Source organism: Myroides sp. C6-3 (genome assembly GCF_050522425.1).
Taxonomy (GTDB): Bacteria; Bacteroidota; Bacteroidia; order Flavobacteriales; family Flavobacteriaceae; genus Flavobacterium.
The window spans coordinates 39,659-55,710 of record NZ_JBMVQP010000012.1 but is presented as its reverse complement, the minus strand read 5'-3'; the positions used below and the strand labels follow the sequence as shown (position 1 = coordinate 55,710).

Genomic DNA, 16,052 nt, shown 5'->3' with positions numbered 1-16,052 from the left:
GTACTTACAAAATGAGAGATTTGAGAGAATTTATGGATTCTACCTATTTGAAAACCGCAGAACAAGCTGGTTTGTCTGAGGTAGAGAATAAGAAGGTAGTAACCGATCTGATTCAGGAAGCGATCGATGAGCAGTTTAAATTGGCGATGATTCGACCTGAAGAAGTGAAAGAGGGTAGAGCTTTAGTCGATCAGCATAAAGCAGGTGTTTTACTAGGTACAGTTATTGATTTTCCTGGTGGAAATGCAGGATTAGAGGCTAAATTAGAGGAAGCGAAACAAGCAGTGGCCGATGGCGTAGATGAGTTAGACTACGTAGTTGATTACAAAGCCTTTCAGAAAGGACTCCTTGATCAAGTAAAAGAAGAAGTTAAACAATGTACTGCTTATGGTTTACAGGCGGGAAAAGTAGTAAAATGGATCATTGAAGTAGCTGCTTTGTCGAATATGGAAATTGTAAAGTTGACTACTTTGATAAAAAATGTTGTTTTAAGTAACTTCAAAGAAGCGGATTACGACAAAGTATTCGTGAAATCTTCTACAGGTTTCTATAAAACAGAAGCTGGGAAACCCAATGGAGCAACACTAGAAGCCCTTGTCTTGATGATAGAAAATGCAGGTCCACTACCTGTGAAAGCGGCTGGAGGGATTCGAGATCGTGAAACCGCTCTCGAAATGATCACTTTAGGCGTTAAAAGATTGGGAACTTCTTCGGCAAAAGCAATTGTTGAGGGGAAGGGTACAACCGAAAATTATTAAAAGATTAAAATAAGTGAATATTCAAAGCTCAAACAGATGTTTATAGGTATAGTTCTAAAAAATGGAGTATATTTGCAACTCATTAAAAACAAATGAAAACAGCTTTGAATATTTCTTCTGAAAATAAACAATCGGTTTCTATCCTTAAGGAATTTAAAGAGATGACTAAGATGGGACTTGCCCTGAGCGTAGTGTTTTCCACTTTGGCAGGTTATGTTTTAGCTGTTCCGGATATTAGAAGCATAAATTATATGACCATACTTGCGCTAGCAGTAGGGGGGTATTGTATGGTTGGAGCATCAAATGTTTACAATCAAATCATTGAACGCGATTTAGATGCTAAAATGAATCGCACGGCAAATCGACCAATTGCTTCAGGTCGTGTGAAGCCGACACCAGCTTTTATTTTGGCTGTAGTTTTAACGTTGCTTGGAATCGGTATCTTATATGCGATTAATCCCAAAACTGCAATGTTTGGAGCAATCTCTATCTTTTTATACACAAGTGTTTATACGCCGCTGAAGACCATAACACCTTTATCTGTGTTTGTGGGTGCTTTTCCAGGGGCTATTCCATTTATGTTAGGTTGGGTAGCAGAAACAAATAATTTTGGAATCGAAGCAGGAACACTGTTTTTGATCCAGTTTTTTTGGCAATTTCCCCATTTTTGGGCTATTGGATGGTTCTTGTATGACGATTACAATAGAGGCGGGTTCTCTATGTTGCCTACAGGTAAGAAGGACAATAAAACCCTGACTCAAATTATTTTGTACACCATCTGGTTAATCATCGTCTCTATTTTCCCCGTGTTTAATGTTACAGGTCGCCTGTATCTAACACCAATCGCTGCAGGATTAGTCTTGTTGGCGGGAATTTGGATGCTTACAGCAGCGGTGAAACTCTACAAACAAAGAACGGATAAAGCCGCTCGAGCCTTAATGTTGGTAAGTGTAACTTACATCTCATTAATTCAAATTATTTACGTATTAGATAAAATTTTGCGATAGTTTATACACAAGGATATGGAAAATATTGTAACCCAAGAACAGTACGAGAAAAAAGGTAGAGCCTTAAAGGTAATGCTATTATTTGCTATCGGAAGTATTGCCATGGTGTTTGCTGGTTTAACCAGTGCTTATGTGGTAAGTAAATCAAGACCAGATTGGTTGACAGATTTTGTTTTACCTCTAGATTTTACGATTAGTACCGTTGCAATTGTAATTAGTAGCTTGACAATGCATCTCGCAGTAAAAGCAACGAAAGAAGGAAATGTGAAAGGAAGTACGATTTATTTAATTTCTACTTTGATTTTAGGTCTCTTATTCGTTTTTTTGCAATTCAAAGGTTTTGGACAAGTAATAAACGAAGGCTATTTCTTCACAGGAAGTGAAAGTACAATTACAACTTCATTTTTATATGTCATTGTAATTGTGCATATTGCACATTTATTTGGAGGGATGATTTCTTTACTAGTAGTAATTTATAATCATTTTAAACAAAAGTATAATTCTGAGCAATACGTTGGTATACAGCTATGTGCGTGGTTCTGGCATTTCTTAGATATCCTTTGGGTTTATTTGTTTTTGTTTTTTACATTCTTTAAATAGAAAATTTAAATTAAATTTGGGAACTTTATAACTAACAACTTTTTATGGGAGCGACAGTTACTACAGAAGCTACTGAAGTAAGAGGCGATGCAAGAGGGCCTCTAAACGTAAGCTACGGTAAAATGATGATGTGGTACTTCATATTATCAGATTCATTAACATTTTGTGGATTCCTTGTAGGATACGGTTTTACAAGATACAAGTTTATGGATACTTGGCCGATTGCTGACGAGGTGTTTAACCACTTTCCTTTTTTACACGGGGTAGATGCACCGATGTATTATGTGGCCTTAATGACCTTCATTCTTATTTTCTCATCGGTAACGATGGTATTAGCAGTTGATGCTGGTCATCAAATGAAGAGAAAAAAGGTGGCAACGTATATGTTTTTAACAATCTTAGGTGGTTTAGTGTTCATCGGATCACAAGCTTGGGAGTGGAAAAACTTTATTAACGGTTCTTATGGAGCTGTAGAAACTAGAGGAGGATCTATCTTACAATTCGTTGGAGAAGATGGTAAGCAAATTGCTTTAGCAGATTTTGCTGTTGTAGATCCAAACAGAGGCGAAGCTACATTAACGAGAGCCAATGCAACTTGGTTTGTTAAAGGTCCTAGTCAACCTACGTATTCGTTAGCTGAAGTTCAAGCTGGTTTTGACGCTAATCCTGCGATTAGAATCCGAACACAAAAAACAACAGACGCAAAACACAAGGAAATTCTTACAAGAGAAGCTTCTGTGGAGCGTTTGAAAGATGCTGTATTAGTGGTTGAAGGTGCAAACCTTATCCGCAACGAGTACGGACATAAAACATTCGCTGATTTCTTCTTCTTTATTACTGGATTCCACGGATTCCACGTATGTACGGGTATCTTGATCAATATCATTATTTTCTTTAATGTGTTATTAGGTACGTATGACAGAAGAGGTTCATACGAAATGGTTGAAAAAGGAGGATTATATTGGCACTTCGTAGATTTAGTATGGGTGTTCGTATTTACATTCTTCTATTTAGTTTAATGTTATAAAATAGTATTTGATTATGGCAGCAGAAGCAACAGCACATCACTCAAACGCAAAGAAAATCTGGAAAGTGTTCTTTATCTTATCTGCAATTACAATTGTAGAGGTAGTATTGGGAATTTTTAAACCAGAAAGCGTACACCATGTACACATCTTTGGTCTAAGTTTGTTAAATTATATCTTCATTATTTTAACAATTTGGAAAGCGTACTACATCATGTGGTCGTTCATGCACTTAGAACAAGAGAAAAAAGCATTTAGATGGACCGTAGCAGGAGTTTTATCTTTCCTGTGTGTTTATTTAATTACGCTAGTGTTAATCGAAGGAAACTACGTTTACGAGGTTTTCCAGAACGCACAATATAAGTGGATATTTTAATAAGTTATTATAAATTAAAAGGCGGTTTATTAACCGCCTTTTTTTATTTTTGTCTAGCTATTTAATTTATTTGTAAAGTGAAAAAATATATCATACTCGTTTTGCTCTTTATCATGCCGATTTGTGCCTATTTATTTTTCGCCACGGGAGTTAATCAGTTTCAGCGATTGCCTATCATTAGCGAAAATGTAAATGAATTGCCAATAGGCGAAACTTCTTTGGGTAGACAACCCGTGTTAGAAGGACGTATTACCGTATTAGGATTCCCAGGTGCCCATTTGTACAAGGACCGTGGTGATGCGTTTAATCTCAATCAAAAAATTTACAACCGCTATAAAGACTTCGACGATTTTCAGCTGGTTATGGTGTTGCCGAAAGGATCTGAAGAACAAGCTAAGAAAGTGGTGGACGATCTTTCCCCTATATCGGATATGTCAAACTGGAATTATCTCTTTTTAGAACCAGCAGAAATACAAGCGTTTTATCAAAGCTTGGGTCTAGCAGGTAAACTAGATGATGATTTGGCTAGTATCAATGTGTATATTATTGATAAAGACAAAAATCTCCGCGGTAGAAAAGGCAAGAATAAAGCAGGTGAGTTAGAGTATAAAGAAGGATATTCTACGATTTCAGCTGCCGAATTACACAACGATATGATGGACGACATGAAAGTTGTTTTAGCAGAATATCGCTTGGCATTGAAGAAGTATGAACGCATTAAAAAGACAGAGTAGTTATGAAAGATAAATCGTATATCTGGATTTCTTTAGTAGTTTTAGTTTTTGGTATTTGGGCTGTGCCTAAAATAATTAAGAAATTTGAAAAGTCAGACTTGTTATTGATTGGGCAAGCCCCGCAGTTTGAATTAATCGATCACAACAATAAGACAGTGAACAATGCAAGCTATAAAGGAAAAGTTTATGTAGTAGAATTTTTCTTTGCTAATTGCCCTACAATTTGTCCGATTATGAATCAGAATATGTTGAAATTACAAGATGCTTTTCGCCCTCACATGGACTTTGGAATCGCCTCTATCACGATCGATCCAACTAATGATACAGTGGAAGCCTTACATGCGCATGCAGCAGACTTAGGAGTAAAAATTCCCTATTGGCATATGCTTACAGGTGACGCGAAGTACATCTATGATTTAGCGGGTAAGTTCAATCTATATACAGGGATTAATCCCGACGCTCCGGGAGGGTTTGAACATTCAGGATTATTTGCCTTGATCGATAAAGAGGGAAATATCCGATGCAGAACAGATGAACACGGAAATCCTATTTTGTACTATGATGGAACATCAGATGAAGGTGTTCAATGGATCAAAGAAGATATTAAATTATTGTTAGAAGAATAAGATATGGAGAATTACAAAGAATTAGAACAAAAATACACCAAGTGGATCTGGATTTTATCGATTACTATTCCTGTTGTTGTTGCTATTTTGTTTGGAGTTAATCTTCAAAAGTTAGGATACGATGTTAAACCGCTGAGCTTTTTGCCTCCAATTTACGCCACAATTAACGGTATTACAGCTGTTTTGTTAGTTTGGGCAGTAGCTGCTATCAAAAAGGGAAATAAAGCGCTACACGAGCGTTTAATTAAATTGTGTATTGCTTGTTCAGTGGCGTTTCTTGCCATGTATGTTGCGTATCACATGACGTCAATTGAAACTAAATACGGAGGAGAAGGATGGATGCGTTATGCGTATTTCTTTATCTTAATTACTCATATTGTACTGTCAATCATTATCATTCCTTTTGTATTGGTAACTTTTGTACGTGGAATCTCTGGTTCATATCAACGCCATAAGAAGCTAGCTCGAATTACGTATCCCATGTGGTTGTACGTAGCTGTAACGGGAGTGATAGTATACTTAATGATTTCACCTTATTACGTAAATTAGATCGCTATGAAGAAGATAGGTTTTTTAGTTGCTTTTTTTATTTTAGCCTCCGCGCAAACGGCAGTAGCACAATGTGCTATGTGTAGAGCGGTGCTCGAAACAGAAGACGGCGGCGTGAAGGCAGAGGCCGTAAATGACGGTATTGTATACCTCATGATTTTTCCTTATTTACTCGTAGGGTTTGCCTTGTACTTTAGCTACAGGGTTTATAAAAAGAAGAAGAGTTAATCGCATATCATAGTAGAACCGCCTTTCAAGGCGGTTTTTTTATTACCTTTAATGTAACAATTCGCGTAAGACTTCGTCTTATTGTTTAGCTAATTACATTGCAATGAATACAATTAAAATTTACTTCTCTACCTTGTGTCTGCTGTTGACGGTATCCGCGTTTGCACAGGAAAAACAGTGGACTTTGGATGAGTGTATTGCACATGCCATCGTACACAATATAACGGTCAAGCAAATCGAAATTAACGAACAAAATAAAAGCGTTAATTTAGAATTGGCCAAATACGATTTTCTTCCTGTGGTTAGTGCAAATGCAAACCATTCATGGACCTTAGTGGATCAAGCAGATCCTCAAACTGGCGTGATCGGTCAGCGAACACTACAAGAATCCACTGTTGGTTTGAGTGTGGGGATTGATATCATTGACGGATTACAAAAGCAAAAAAAGTTAGCCAGAGCGCGATTAGAACACCTGGCTTCCATTTATCAAATACAAAAAATAAAAGAGGATGTCGCTTTGTCTGTGATTAACTCTTATCTTCAAATTATCTTTAATAAGGAATTGGTCCATACCAATCAAGTGCAGTTGGCCTACGATCAAACAGAAGAAGAGCGCGTACAAGCGCTTGTTGATGCAGGTGTAGTTCCTGCTGGGGATTTACTCGATGTCAAAGCAACGGTTGCCTCTTCTAATCAACGACTCATCAGCTCAGAGAATGAACTTGTAATTGCGAAATTGAACTTAGCTCAACTCCTGCAAATTCGAGACTATGAAAATTTTGATGTCGTTGATACTGATTATCCGGTTGAGGAATCCGAATTGTTGATCCACAGTCCGCAAGATATAGCGACTCGTGCTTTTGAATCGTTGACCAACATAAAGACAGCAGAACTCAACGTACAATTGGCAGAGAAGAATGTGCAAATAAGCAAAGGAGCGTATTATCCAAAGCTAACAGGGTTTTACAACCTCGGCTCTACTGTCAACTATCAAGATCGAATTGTAGGGAGTCGCCTATCCGGACAACTGGATCAAGTTGGGGTAGTTGAAGGTTCCGGTCAGCGGGTGATGCGTCAAGGACAAATGAACGTGTACGGCGGACCAGAGTCGTTCTTCAGACAAATAGACAACAACAAAAACGCTGTCTTTGGATTGAGCTTGACGATTCCAATTTTTAATGGAATGAAAGCGAGAAATACTGTGAAGTTAAATCAACTGGCTTTAGAACAAATGCAGTATGAAAAAGAAGCTGAAGAACTTCAATTAGAACAGTTGGTTTTCAAAGCCTATACGGATACGAAGAGTTCTTATCAAAGCTATGAAGCTAGTGTTGTAACCTTAGAATCCCGTGAGAAATCCTTAGCGTATGCTAGAGCGCGTTATGCTGTTGGGTTGATTAATATCTTCGAATTAAACCAAAATCAAAACTTATACGTAACGGCTCAGTCTAATGTGCTCAAAGCCAAATACGATTATATTTTTAAGAATAGAATTTTAGAATACTACTTTGGAGTTCCTCTGTTTAAAAGAAATTAACGCATGAAAAAGAAATATATATTTATCGTTTTAGCTGTTGTCATAGTCCTGTTTCTTGTTGTCAATCTCTTTCGAGGGAAGGATGATTCGGTTGTAGTTGAATGGACAACTGTCGATGAAGTCAATTTAGTAGAGACTGTTTCGGGTACAGGAAAAATTCAACCTGAAATTGAGATTAAAATAACGCCAGAAGTATCTGGAGAAATTATAAATTTGCCCGTTAAAGAAGGACAAGTTGTAAATAAGGGGGATTTACTCGTTGTAATTAATCCCAATTTATACGAATCTAACTTGGATCGCATGGTGGCTATGCTATCAACTAGTAAAGCTGGATTGGAGCAAGCCGAAGCGCAACTCAAAGAAACGAAAGCTTCTTTTGCTCGAAACAAAACGCTATTCGAAAAAGGAGTGATTTCTGGTTCTGAATGGGATCAGGTGGTGCGTTCTTATGAGGTAGCTAAGGCTAGTAAAAACTCTGCTTTTTACAATGTAGAAAGTTCAAAAGCAGCAGTTGAAGAGGCTAAAGTGAATTTGTTGAAAACGACAATTTACGCTCCAAGTGCAGGAACCATTTCTCGTGTAGATGTTGAATTGGGAGAACGCGTACTTGGAACACAACAAATGGCTGGTACAGAGCTGTTGCGTGTTGCTAATTTAAACAGCATGGAAGTAGAAGTAAACATTAATGAAAATGATATTGTCAAAGTGAAAGTTGGCGATGAAACAAAGATTAGTGTAGATGCATTTTTGAAAAAAGAATTCAAGGGAATTGTTACTAGTATTTCCAATTCCGCGTCGAATCAAACGCTTTCCGCAGACCAAGTGACAACGTTCAAAGTGAAAATAAAAATTTTACGTGAATCATATGAAGATTTACTCGACGGTAAATTAGAAGATTATTCTCCTTTTAGACCGGGAATGACTGCTGTTGTGGATATTATTACACACGTCAAAAATAAAGTAGTTGCTGCTCCGATCAGTGCGGTAGTGATGCGCAGTCCTGCGGATACTTTGGATACAGCTGTAGCAAATCAACGTGTAGAGACAACGGAAGTGATGAAAGAAGCAGTATTCGTAAACGATGATGGCGTTGCCAAATTGCGCTTTGTGAAGACGGGAATTCAAGATGATAAAAATATTGAAATTGTGGAAGGTTTGAAAAAAGGGGATGTAATTATTACAGGTCCTTATTCAACAGTGAGTAAAACCTTGAAACACAAGGATAAGATTAAGAAAGAAGAAACGAAAGAATGATTGTACTATTGAATGTAGAGACGGCAACAAAGAATTGTTCTGTCTCTTTGTCTGTAGATGGGACACTAGTGGGGATGAAAGAAATTGCTGAAGAAAATTTCTCTCATGCTGAAAAATTACACGTATTTATCGAAGCGATTTTAAAAGAAAACGGATATAGCATGCAAGATTTAAGTGCTATAGCTGTGAGTCAAGGACCTGGGTCTTATACAGGATTGCGTATTGGAGTCTCCTCAGTTAAGGGATTGTGTTATGGATTGAATATTCCGATGATTGCGCTTGATACGTTGCAAATAGTAGCGAAGCAATTGCAAGTAGAAAATGGATGGATTATTCCGATGATCGATGCAAGGCGAATGGAGGTGTTTTGCGCTATTTTCTCTCATGAAGGGGAAATGGTTAAGCCAATTGAAGCAAAAGTGATTGACGAGACTTCTTTTAGTGAATTAGAAGGGGAAACGCCCGTTTACTTCCTTGGAGATGGAGCAATGAAATGTGTGTCTGTTTTAACAGCGGCAAATTTTCACTTCTGCCCAACTATCGTCTATCCTTCTGCCAAAGAAATGGTCACTTTGAGTTATGAGAAATTTCAAGCCAAAGACTTTGTGGATGTCGCTTACTTTGAACCTTATTATCTAAAGGACTTTGTCATGCCTGTGAAAAAACAGAAATAAGGGATTATATCGCATCACTTATTTCTCTTGCTTTTAATAAAATAAAGGAGTTAACTGCAGTAAAATTGTCATGGTCTACCCAAACTTGAACGACATAGGTGATCTTGGTGTCGAGTAATTCCTTGATGAGAATGCGCGGTTGGGGTTGGGATAGAATCTTGTCATTCGACAAAAGTTGCTCCAATAACTTTTCGATAAATACAGTCGTGTTTTTGGAGAGATTCGTCTGAACCAATACCTCGGACCTTCTTAAATTATTTTGCGATATATTTTTGATCTTACTGTTGGACAAAACACCATTAGGTAAGTAAATTACATTGTTTTGATAATTGACAATTTGAGTGGAAAAGATATGAATACTAATAACTTTTCCCGTTTCTCCTTGGGCTTCGATGATATCTCCAATGCGGAAGGGTTTGAATAAAATTATCAATACGCCCCCTGCAAAGTTACTCAATGAACCTTGTAGGGATAGTCCAATAGCCAAACTCATCGCTCCGATGATGGCGACAAACGAACTCGTTTGAATTCCCAGTTTAGAAGCAATTACAACGAATAGCAAGATGCGGAATCCCCAAAGTAGAACGTCTAGAATAAAGCTCGAAAACGTAGGGTCGATATTGCGTTTTGTCAGAATGCGCTTGGCAATTTTTTGAGATATTTTGATGATCCAAATCCCTAGAGCCAAGATAAATAAAGCGCTAACAATATGTGGAATAAAGTCGAAGAGATTCTCGATGTAAGACGCGAGTAAATGATCTGTTTTTTTCATAATTTAGAGCTTCATATAAGGACTTATTTCAGTTGTAGGTGTTAAACAATGTTTGTTTTCACACAGGTAATATTGGGTCGTTTCATCAAGGGTGTACTTGGCAAAATAAGGAATTGAACTCTCTTGGTTAATGGGAAAGATGAAAGTTTTACTGATTAAATTTGCTTGAATTTTCAAACTATCTTCTAGTGCATTAGTTCCTACAATTGCCAATTCTGCTGGTGATTCTGTATAAAGCATGGCTAAAAGCCAGTGTGAGTAAGCCGAAGGATAATCTAAATTTGATTCCATCACTTGAATCATATGATGAGCAAGTTGGGTGTAATAACTGTGATTAAATGCTACCCCTAATTGAAGTAAACTCATGCATAAAACCGCATTGGCAGAGGGAATGACATTGTCTTCCGTTTCTATACTTCTCAAAATATTGCCAGCTTGATTTTCTTGGCTAAAGTAGAAGAACTTACTTTTTTCATCTAAAAATAGATCCAATGTCAAATCCATAAGACGCTTGGCTTGTACTAGATACTCTTGATGAGCCGTGTGTTCAAACAAGCGGATTAACGCTTGAATGTAGAAGCTATAATCGTCTACATACCCCAATGTATGCGTTTGTTGTTGGTGAGAGGAGTGAAATAAACCTTGTTCTTCATCGAACAAATCGTGTTGGATATAGTGGTTGATTTTTTCTGCTTGTTTCAAATAGGTCTTGTTACCCGTAGCACTATAAGAGTCGACTAACCCTGTGATTAACATAGCATTCCAGCTGCAAATAATTTTGTCGTCTAAGAGCGGTTTCGGTCGTTGCTCTCTTGCTTGTAACAGCAAATGCTCCCATCTCTTTTTGCGCTCTTGTAAGTCAAAAACATCCAATTGATTCGCTGAAGCAATGGCTTCTAAGGTTTGATTTTGAATGAGTACATAATTTCCTTCTTCCCAATAGCCATAGTCGTTAATGTTGAAAACTTGTGCAACTAGTGAAAAATCGTCTCCTAAAATGCGACGTAATTCCGCTTCAGTCCAAACGTAGTAAGCCCCCTCTTTTGAAGTACCCTTGGCATCCAAACTATCTGCATCTAGTGCCGAATAAACTCCCCCCCAATCGGATTGCCAGTTGCGTTGAATAAAGGTTGCTGTTTTGGCAATTATATCTAAATACAGTGGATTTCCAGTGCGTTTGTAAGCGTCGCTGTACACGCTTAGCAATTGTGCATTGTCGTATAGCATTTTTTCAAAATGCGGAATATGCCATTTAAAATCAACGGAATAGCGTGAAAAACCTCCCTCGATTACATCAAAAATTCCACCCCACGCCATTTGAGTTAAGGTTAAATCAATATAGTGAAGTAGGTCTTTATCTCGAGTGAGATCTCCCAATTTTTGAAGATAGAGTAAGTTTGTAGGCATCATAAATTTGGGGGCACGTTGATATCCTCCATGCTCTAAATCAAAACTTTGTTTCCATTTTTCTAGCAAAACATCTAAATTAAATCGACGTTCCTCCTGTACGGTTGGAGCAAGTCCCATAAGATACACACCTTCTTGTAATTTTGTAGCAAACTCTAGTACGGTTTCTGGTTTGTTTTGATGTAATTGTGCGAGTTGAATTAAAGCATCTAACCAGGTCTGTTTAGGAAAATAAGTTCCGCCCCAGATTGGTCTTCCGTCAGGTAGGCAGACTACATTTAAAGGCCAGCCCCCTTGTTTGGTCATCAACTGAACAGCCTTCATATAATAGGCATCCACAGCAGGGTGTTCTTCTCGATCTACTTTTATCGAAAGGAAATTTGCATTCATAACAGCCGCTACCTCTGAATCAGTGAAGCTTTCATCTTCCATTACGTGGCACCAGTGACAAGTTGAATAGCCAATGCTAACTACAACTAACTTGTTGAGCTTCTCGGCTTTTTCAAAAACAGAGCTGTCCCATGCTTTCCAATGGATGGGATTGGTAGCATGTTGTTTTAAATAGGGGTTTGAGGTGTATAGCAGTTCATTCATGGAAGTGAGTTTAGATTACAAAATTAGGGAAAAATATTTAGTGAAGAGAGGAGAACAAAGAGTGGAGAAAATCGAAACGTAGTGAAGATTCATCGAACACCTAAACCAAGATAAAAAAGGTGTGATATAGCGGATAGAGGTGAATTTTTTACTACATAGAAATGTTTTCTTTTTTAGGTATTTGTAAGTTGAGAGTACCCGGTTTTTCTGATAAAATAATCACTCCTTTAATCTGATTCTACTCTTTTCCTCCCTCTTCTCTCTCTTTTTCAATAAAGGATAACATTAAGTTAACGTTGGATTGCAGAAATAGAGAGACTTTTGCAGTACGCAAAAAAATAAAAAAATAAATGGAACAAATTTTTATTGTAATGCTAATAGCCCTAGGGATATTGGCAATAATAGATTTGACTGTTGGAGTTAGTAATGATGCTGTAAACTTTTTAAATTCAGGTCTTGGATCTAAGGCTATGTCTTTTAGAGGAATTATGCTTGTTGCTTCTTTGGGGATTCTCGTTGGAGCTGTGTTTTCAGGGGGAATGATGGAAATTGCTCGAAGTGGTATTTTTATCCCCAGTATGTTTACTTTCAACGATGTAATGATCATATTCTTGGCCGTGATGATTACCGATGTCTTGCTTTTAGATGTCTTTAATACGCTCGGGTTACCTACATCAACAACGGTTTCTATTGTCTTTGAATTACTTGGTGCTGCTGTGTGTTTAGCGGTAGTGAAAATTGTACTCAGTGGAGATAGCTGGGCTACGTTATCTTCTTACATCAACACTAAAAAGGCCTCTGAGATTGTCGTGAGCATTCTCTTATCGGTACTTTTGTCTTTTACTTTAGGAACTCTAGTTCAGTACGTCTCTCGTTTGATCTTTACTTTCCAAGTCGAGCGTAAGTTGAAGTATTTTGGCGCTTTATTTGGAGGAACAGCTATTACGGCGATTTCTTTTTTTATATTAATCAAAGGGCTGAAAGGATCTAGCTTTTTAACGGCAGAGACATCTAATTGGATCGACCATAATCAATTGATTATTTTAGCGGGAAGTTTTGTTTTTTGGACCATCTTCTCTCAGCTTTTAATGTCCGTATTTAAACTCAATATTTTACGTGTTATTATTGTTATTGGAACATTTGCTTTGGCTTTGGCTTTTGCAGGAAATGACTTGGTGAATTTTATTGGGGTACCTATTGCAGCTATACAGTCGTTTGAATTCTTTCAAAGTTCGGGACAAGCAGCAGATGTGTACTTAATGGGAAAACTAGCAGAAGAAAGTGTAAAGGCACCTTTTTATTTTCTGTTACTAGCAGGAGCGATTATGGTTTATACGTTATGGACATCCAAGAAGGCGCGTAATGTAATCGAAACAGAAATGAACTTAGCCCGTCAAAGTTCGAATTCTTCCGATGAGAAATTTTCACCAAATTTACTGTCTAGAGTTTTGGTTCGCAGTATGGTTATTTTGGGGGGTATTGTAAATTACTTCCTTCCAAAATCGTGGCAAATCCACATGGATAAACGCTTCGAACAACCTGTTGTGAAGTCAAAAAGCAAGAATAAACAAGATGAACCTGCTTTTGATATGGTGCGTGCTTCTGTAAACTTAATGGTAGCTAGTATCTTAATCTCAATCGGTACATCGATGAAATTGCCTTTATCAACTACGTATGTAACGTTTATGGTGGCAATGGGTACTTCTTTTGCAGACAGAGCTTGGGATCGAGATTCTGCTGTATACCGTGTGGCAGGTGTTTTTAACGTGATCGGCGGTTGGTTTGTAACGGCGATTGTAGCCTTTATAACTTCTTTTATCACGGCTTATATTCTTTATATAGGTGAAGTATATGCCTTAGTAGCAATGTTAATTCTAGTTGGAATTTTGCTGTATAGAAGCAATAAAACACATCAGCGTTTAGAGTTAGAAAAGAAATTAAAAACGGACAAACTCAATAAAATTGATATTGTTACCATCCACGAAGTAGCTGCTGAAAGTTCTACGCAAATTGCTAAAGTAATTGTTCGTACTAATGAATTGTATACCAGAGTCATTGATGGTGTTGCTTTACAAGATCATACCGATTTAAAAGCGTGTAGAAAGAAACTGAGACAATTGGAAAGAGAAGTGGATAGCCTGAGAGGGAATGTGTATTTCTTTATTAAAAATTTAGATGAGACTACCGTAGGCGCAAGTAAGTTCTATGTATTGACTTTAGGTTTTTTACAAGATATTATCAAATCTGCTTTGTTTATTACTCAAAACAGTTATACCCATGTGGACAACAACCATAAAAAATTGAAGTTTAACCAGATTCGAGATCTCAAGTTAATCGACAATAAGTTGCAACTGTTCCTCGATGAGGTTGGAGCGATCTTCTTAGAAGAAAAGTTTGACCGCATAGGCGAGGTCTTAGCACAAAAAGAAGACATTACACAGACGATCGATAAATTGATTCAAAAGCAGATTGTGCGCATTCGAACAACTGAAACGAGTCCGAAGAACAGTAAGTTGTACTTCTCTATTCTCTTTGAAACAGACGATCTAGTGAAAGCTACCATTGGATTGTTGGAATTGTTTGAACAGTTTGATATCGATCAAAAGAAAAAAAAGAGTAAAATCACAAGTTAATAGACTTGATCGTAAATAATAAATAGCAGGCTAAAGCCTGCTATTTTCTTTGGAATCAAAAAAAGCGCCAATTGGCGCTTTTTTCGTTAGGATACAAATAAGAATTATCCGTTGATTGCTTCAACGACAATTTTGTCATCGGCAAGCATATGTCTCAACATACTTTCAATTCCATTTTTTAAAGTAAAGGTAGAAGAAGGACATCCGCTACAAGCACCTTGTAAAATAACTTGAACAATATTGGTCTCTTCATTGTAATTTTGAAAGGCAATATTCCCTCCATCCGCTTGTACGGCTGGTTTTACGTTCTCTTCTAAAATGTTGATGATGCGTTGTGATTTCTCGTCCAAAGAATCGAAGTGGATATCCGCTTGTTTCTCTGTCTCTTCTGTACGTGTTAACAACGTTTCTTCAACAGCTAAATTTCCTTGTTCTAAGAAGGTTTTAATAAATGAACGTGTCGATTGAATGAACTCGTTCCAATCAAAAGCTTCGTATTTCGAAATCGAAACATAGTTCTCGTCAATGAAGATTTCTCTCACGAAAGGTAGCTTGAATAACTCTTTCGCTAAAGGAGAAGACTGTGCCTCATCAATGTTTTTAAACTCAACTCCTTGTTTCGTTAATAGCTTGTTGGCTACAAACTTAATCACCGCTGGATTAGGTGTAGATTCCGCATAAATCGTAATTGGATGTTTTTTGTGATCACCTTTAGATTCTATTAAGATTTTCTTACCTTTAGCCATGAAAGTTTGGATTTGATCTGCAACCGTATCTTGCACCTCTTGCCATTCTACAATTGAAAATTTTTCAATAGCAATGAAATTATTTGCAATAAACACCGTTTTTACAAATGGAAGGTAGAAAAGTTCACGCGCCAAAGGAGATTGTGCGGTTTCATCAATGTTTTTGAACTCGTAATTGTCTCCTTTTGTAATGAAATCAGGTAGGATAAACTTGACAATTGCTGGGTTTTGAGTATTTTGAATTTTAATCTGCGACATTTTGTTTGATTTTTTTTCAAAATTAACAAACTTATATTCTACGAATCTGTATATTTGGTTTTTTAAACATATAATTAACATATAATTAAGTATGAATTAACAAGACTCAACGGAGTTAAGTGATTCAAATGAAGAGAAGTAAGTACAATTTTTAAATTTTTCAATAATGTGTAAAGTAATTAATTATGAGAAAAGTAGTTGTTGTAACTACGCGCGGAGCGATAGTTATGCGTTGAATATTAAAACAATGATTGATTTATTTCATCAAAGAGCA

At 37.1% G+C, this 16,052-nt stretch carries 16 protein-coding genes; 13 read left to right on the top strand and 3 right to left on the bottom strand.

Translation table 11 applies throughout. The features are described 5' to 3' along the window. Positions 1 to 11 precede the first annotated feature (11 nt). From deoC to tsaB, 12 genes are all read left to right on the top strand, one after another. Positions 12 to 758, top strand: coding sequence for a deoxyribose-phosphate aldolase (gene deoC / locus ACPDG9_RS06995; RefSeq protein ID WP_430527042.1), 747 nt, complete (start codon positions 12 to 14; stop codon positions 756 to 758). 92 nt (positions 759 to 850) lie between these two features. Next, on the top strand, positions 851 to 1,765 hold the full coding sequence (gene cyoE, locus ACPDG9_RS06990; RefSeq protein ID WP_430527041.1) for a heme o synthase: 915 nt from the start codon (positions 851 to 853) through the stop codon (positions 1,763 to 1,765). Positions 1,766 to 1,780: 15 nt separating this feature from the next. Next, positions 1,781 to 2,365, top strand: a complete 585-nt coding sequence (locus ACPDG9_RS06985; protein ID WP_430527040.1) for a cytochrome c oxidase subunit 3 — start codon at positions 1,781 to 1,783, stop codon at positions 2,363 to 2,365. Positions 2,366 to 2,409: 44 nt separating this feature from the next. After that, positions 2,410 to 3,384 (top strand): cytochrome c oxidase subunit 3, encoded by a 975-nt coding sequence (locus tag ACPDG9_RS06980; RefSeq protein ID WP_430527039.1) that lies wholly within the window; start codon positions 2,410 to 2,412, stop codon positions 3,382 to 3,384. Between the two features lie 22 nt (positions 3,385 to 3,406). Next, positions 3,407 to 3,766, top strand: coding sequence for a cytochrome C oxidase subunit IV family protein (locus tag ACPDG9_RS06975; RefSeq protein ID WP_430527038.1), 360 nt, complete (start codon positions 3,407 to 3,409; stop codon positions 3,764 to 3,766). Between the two features lie 113 nt (positions 3,767 to 3,879). Further along, the gene (locus ACPDG9_RS06970) at positions 3,880 to 4,500 is read left to right on the top strand and encodes a hypothetical protein (protein ID WP_430527069.1); all 621 of its coding nucleotides are present in this window, start codon (positions 3,880 to 3,882) and stop codon (positions 4,498 to 4,500) included. 2 nt (positions 4,501 to 4,502) lie between these two features. After that, positions 4,503 to 5,126 carry an SCO family protein gene (locus tag ACPDG9_RS06965; protein ID WP_430527037.1) on the top strand — a complete coding sequence of 208 codons (624 nt, stop codon included), beginning with the start codon at positions 4,503 to 4,505 and terminating at the stop codon, positions 5,124 to 5,126. Between the two features lie 3 nt (positions 5,127 to 5,129). Then, positions 5,130 to 5,675, top strand: a complete 546-nt coding sequence (locus tag ACPDG9_RS06960) for a DUF420 domain-containing protein (RefSeq protein WP_430527036.1) — start codon at positions 5,130 to 5,132, stop codon at positions 5,673 to 5,675. A gap of 6 nt (positions 5,676 to 5,681) precedes the next feature. Beyond that, positions 5,682 to 5,903, top strand: coding sequence for a hypothetical protein (locus tag ACPDG9_RS06955; protein WP_430527035.1), 222 nt, complete (start codon positions 5,682 to 5,684; stop codon positions 5,901 to 5,903). A gap of 103 nt (positions 5,904 to 6,006) precedes the next feature. Beyond that, positions 6,007 to 7,440: a TolC family protein gene (locus ACPDG9_RS06950; protein WP_430527034.1), complete on the top strand. Its 1,434-nt coding sequence runs from the start codon at positions 6,007 to 6,009 to the stop codon at positions 7,438 to 7,440. A 3-nt stretch (positions 7,441 to 7,443) separates the two neighbouring features. Next, a complete protein-coding gene (locus ACPDG9_RS06945; protein WP_430527033.1) occupies positions 7,444 to 8,694 on the top strand; it encodes an efflux RND transporter periplasmic adaptor subunit in 1,251 nt (416 codons plus the stop codon). Next, positions 8,691 to 9,368, top strand: coding sequence for a tRNA (adenosine(37)-N6)-threonylcarbamoyltransferase complex dimerization subunit type 1 TsaB (tsaB, locus tag ACPDG9_RS06940; RefSeq protein ID WP_430527032.1), 678 nt, complete (start codon positions 8,691 to 8,693; stop codon positions 9,366 to 9,368). The genes ACPDG9_RS06945 and tsaB overlap by 4 nt, the downstream gene beginning before the upstream one ends. Positions 9,369 to 9,372: 4 nt before the next feature. Here the strand turns inward: tsaB and ACPDG9_RS06935 are convergent, their stop codons facing one another. After that, entirely contained in the window at positions 9,373 to 10,140 is a 768-nt protein-coding gene (locus ACPDG9_RS06935) for a mechanosensitive ion channel family protein (RefSeq protein WP_430527031.1), read from the bottom strand. Positions 10,141 to 10,143: 3 nt separating this feature from the next. After that, positions 10,144 to 12,141: a thioredoxin domain-containing protein gene (locus ACPDG9_RS06930; protein WP_430527030.1), complete on the bottom strand. Its 1,998-nt coding sequence runs from the start codon at positions 12,139 to 12,141 to the stop codon at positions 10,144 to 10,146. Positions 12,142 to 12,491: 350 nt separating this feature from the next. Between ACPDG9_RS06930 and ACPDG9_RS06925 the strand changes: the two genes are divergently transcribed. Next, positions 12,492 to 14,774, top strand: a complete 2,283-nt coding sequence (locus ACPDG9_RS06925) for an inorganic phosphate transporter (RefSeq protein WP_430527029.1) — start codon at positions 12,492 to 12,494, stop codon at positions 14,772 to 14,774. A gap of 104 nt (positions 14,775 to 14,878) precedes the next feature. Here ACPDG9_RS06925 and ACPDG9_RS06920 read toward each other — a convergent pair whose 3' ends face one another. After that, positions 14,879 to 15,778: a NifU family protein gene (locus tag ACPDG9_RS06920; RefSeq protein WP_430527028.1), complete on the bottom strand. Its 900-nt coding sequence runs from the start codon at positions 15,776 to 15,778 to the stop codon at positions 14,879 to 14,881. Between the last annotated feature and the right edge of the window lie 274 nt (positions 15,779 to 16,052).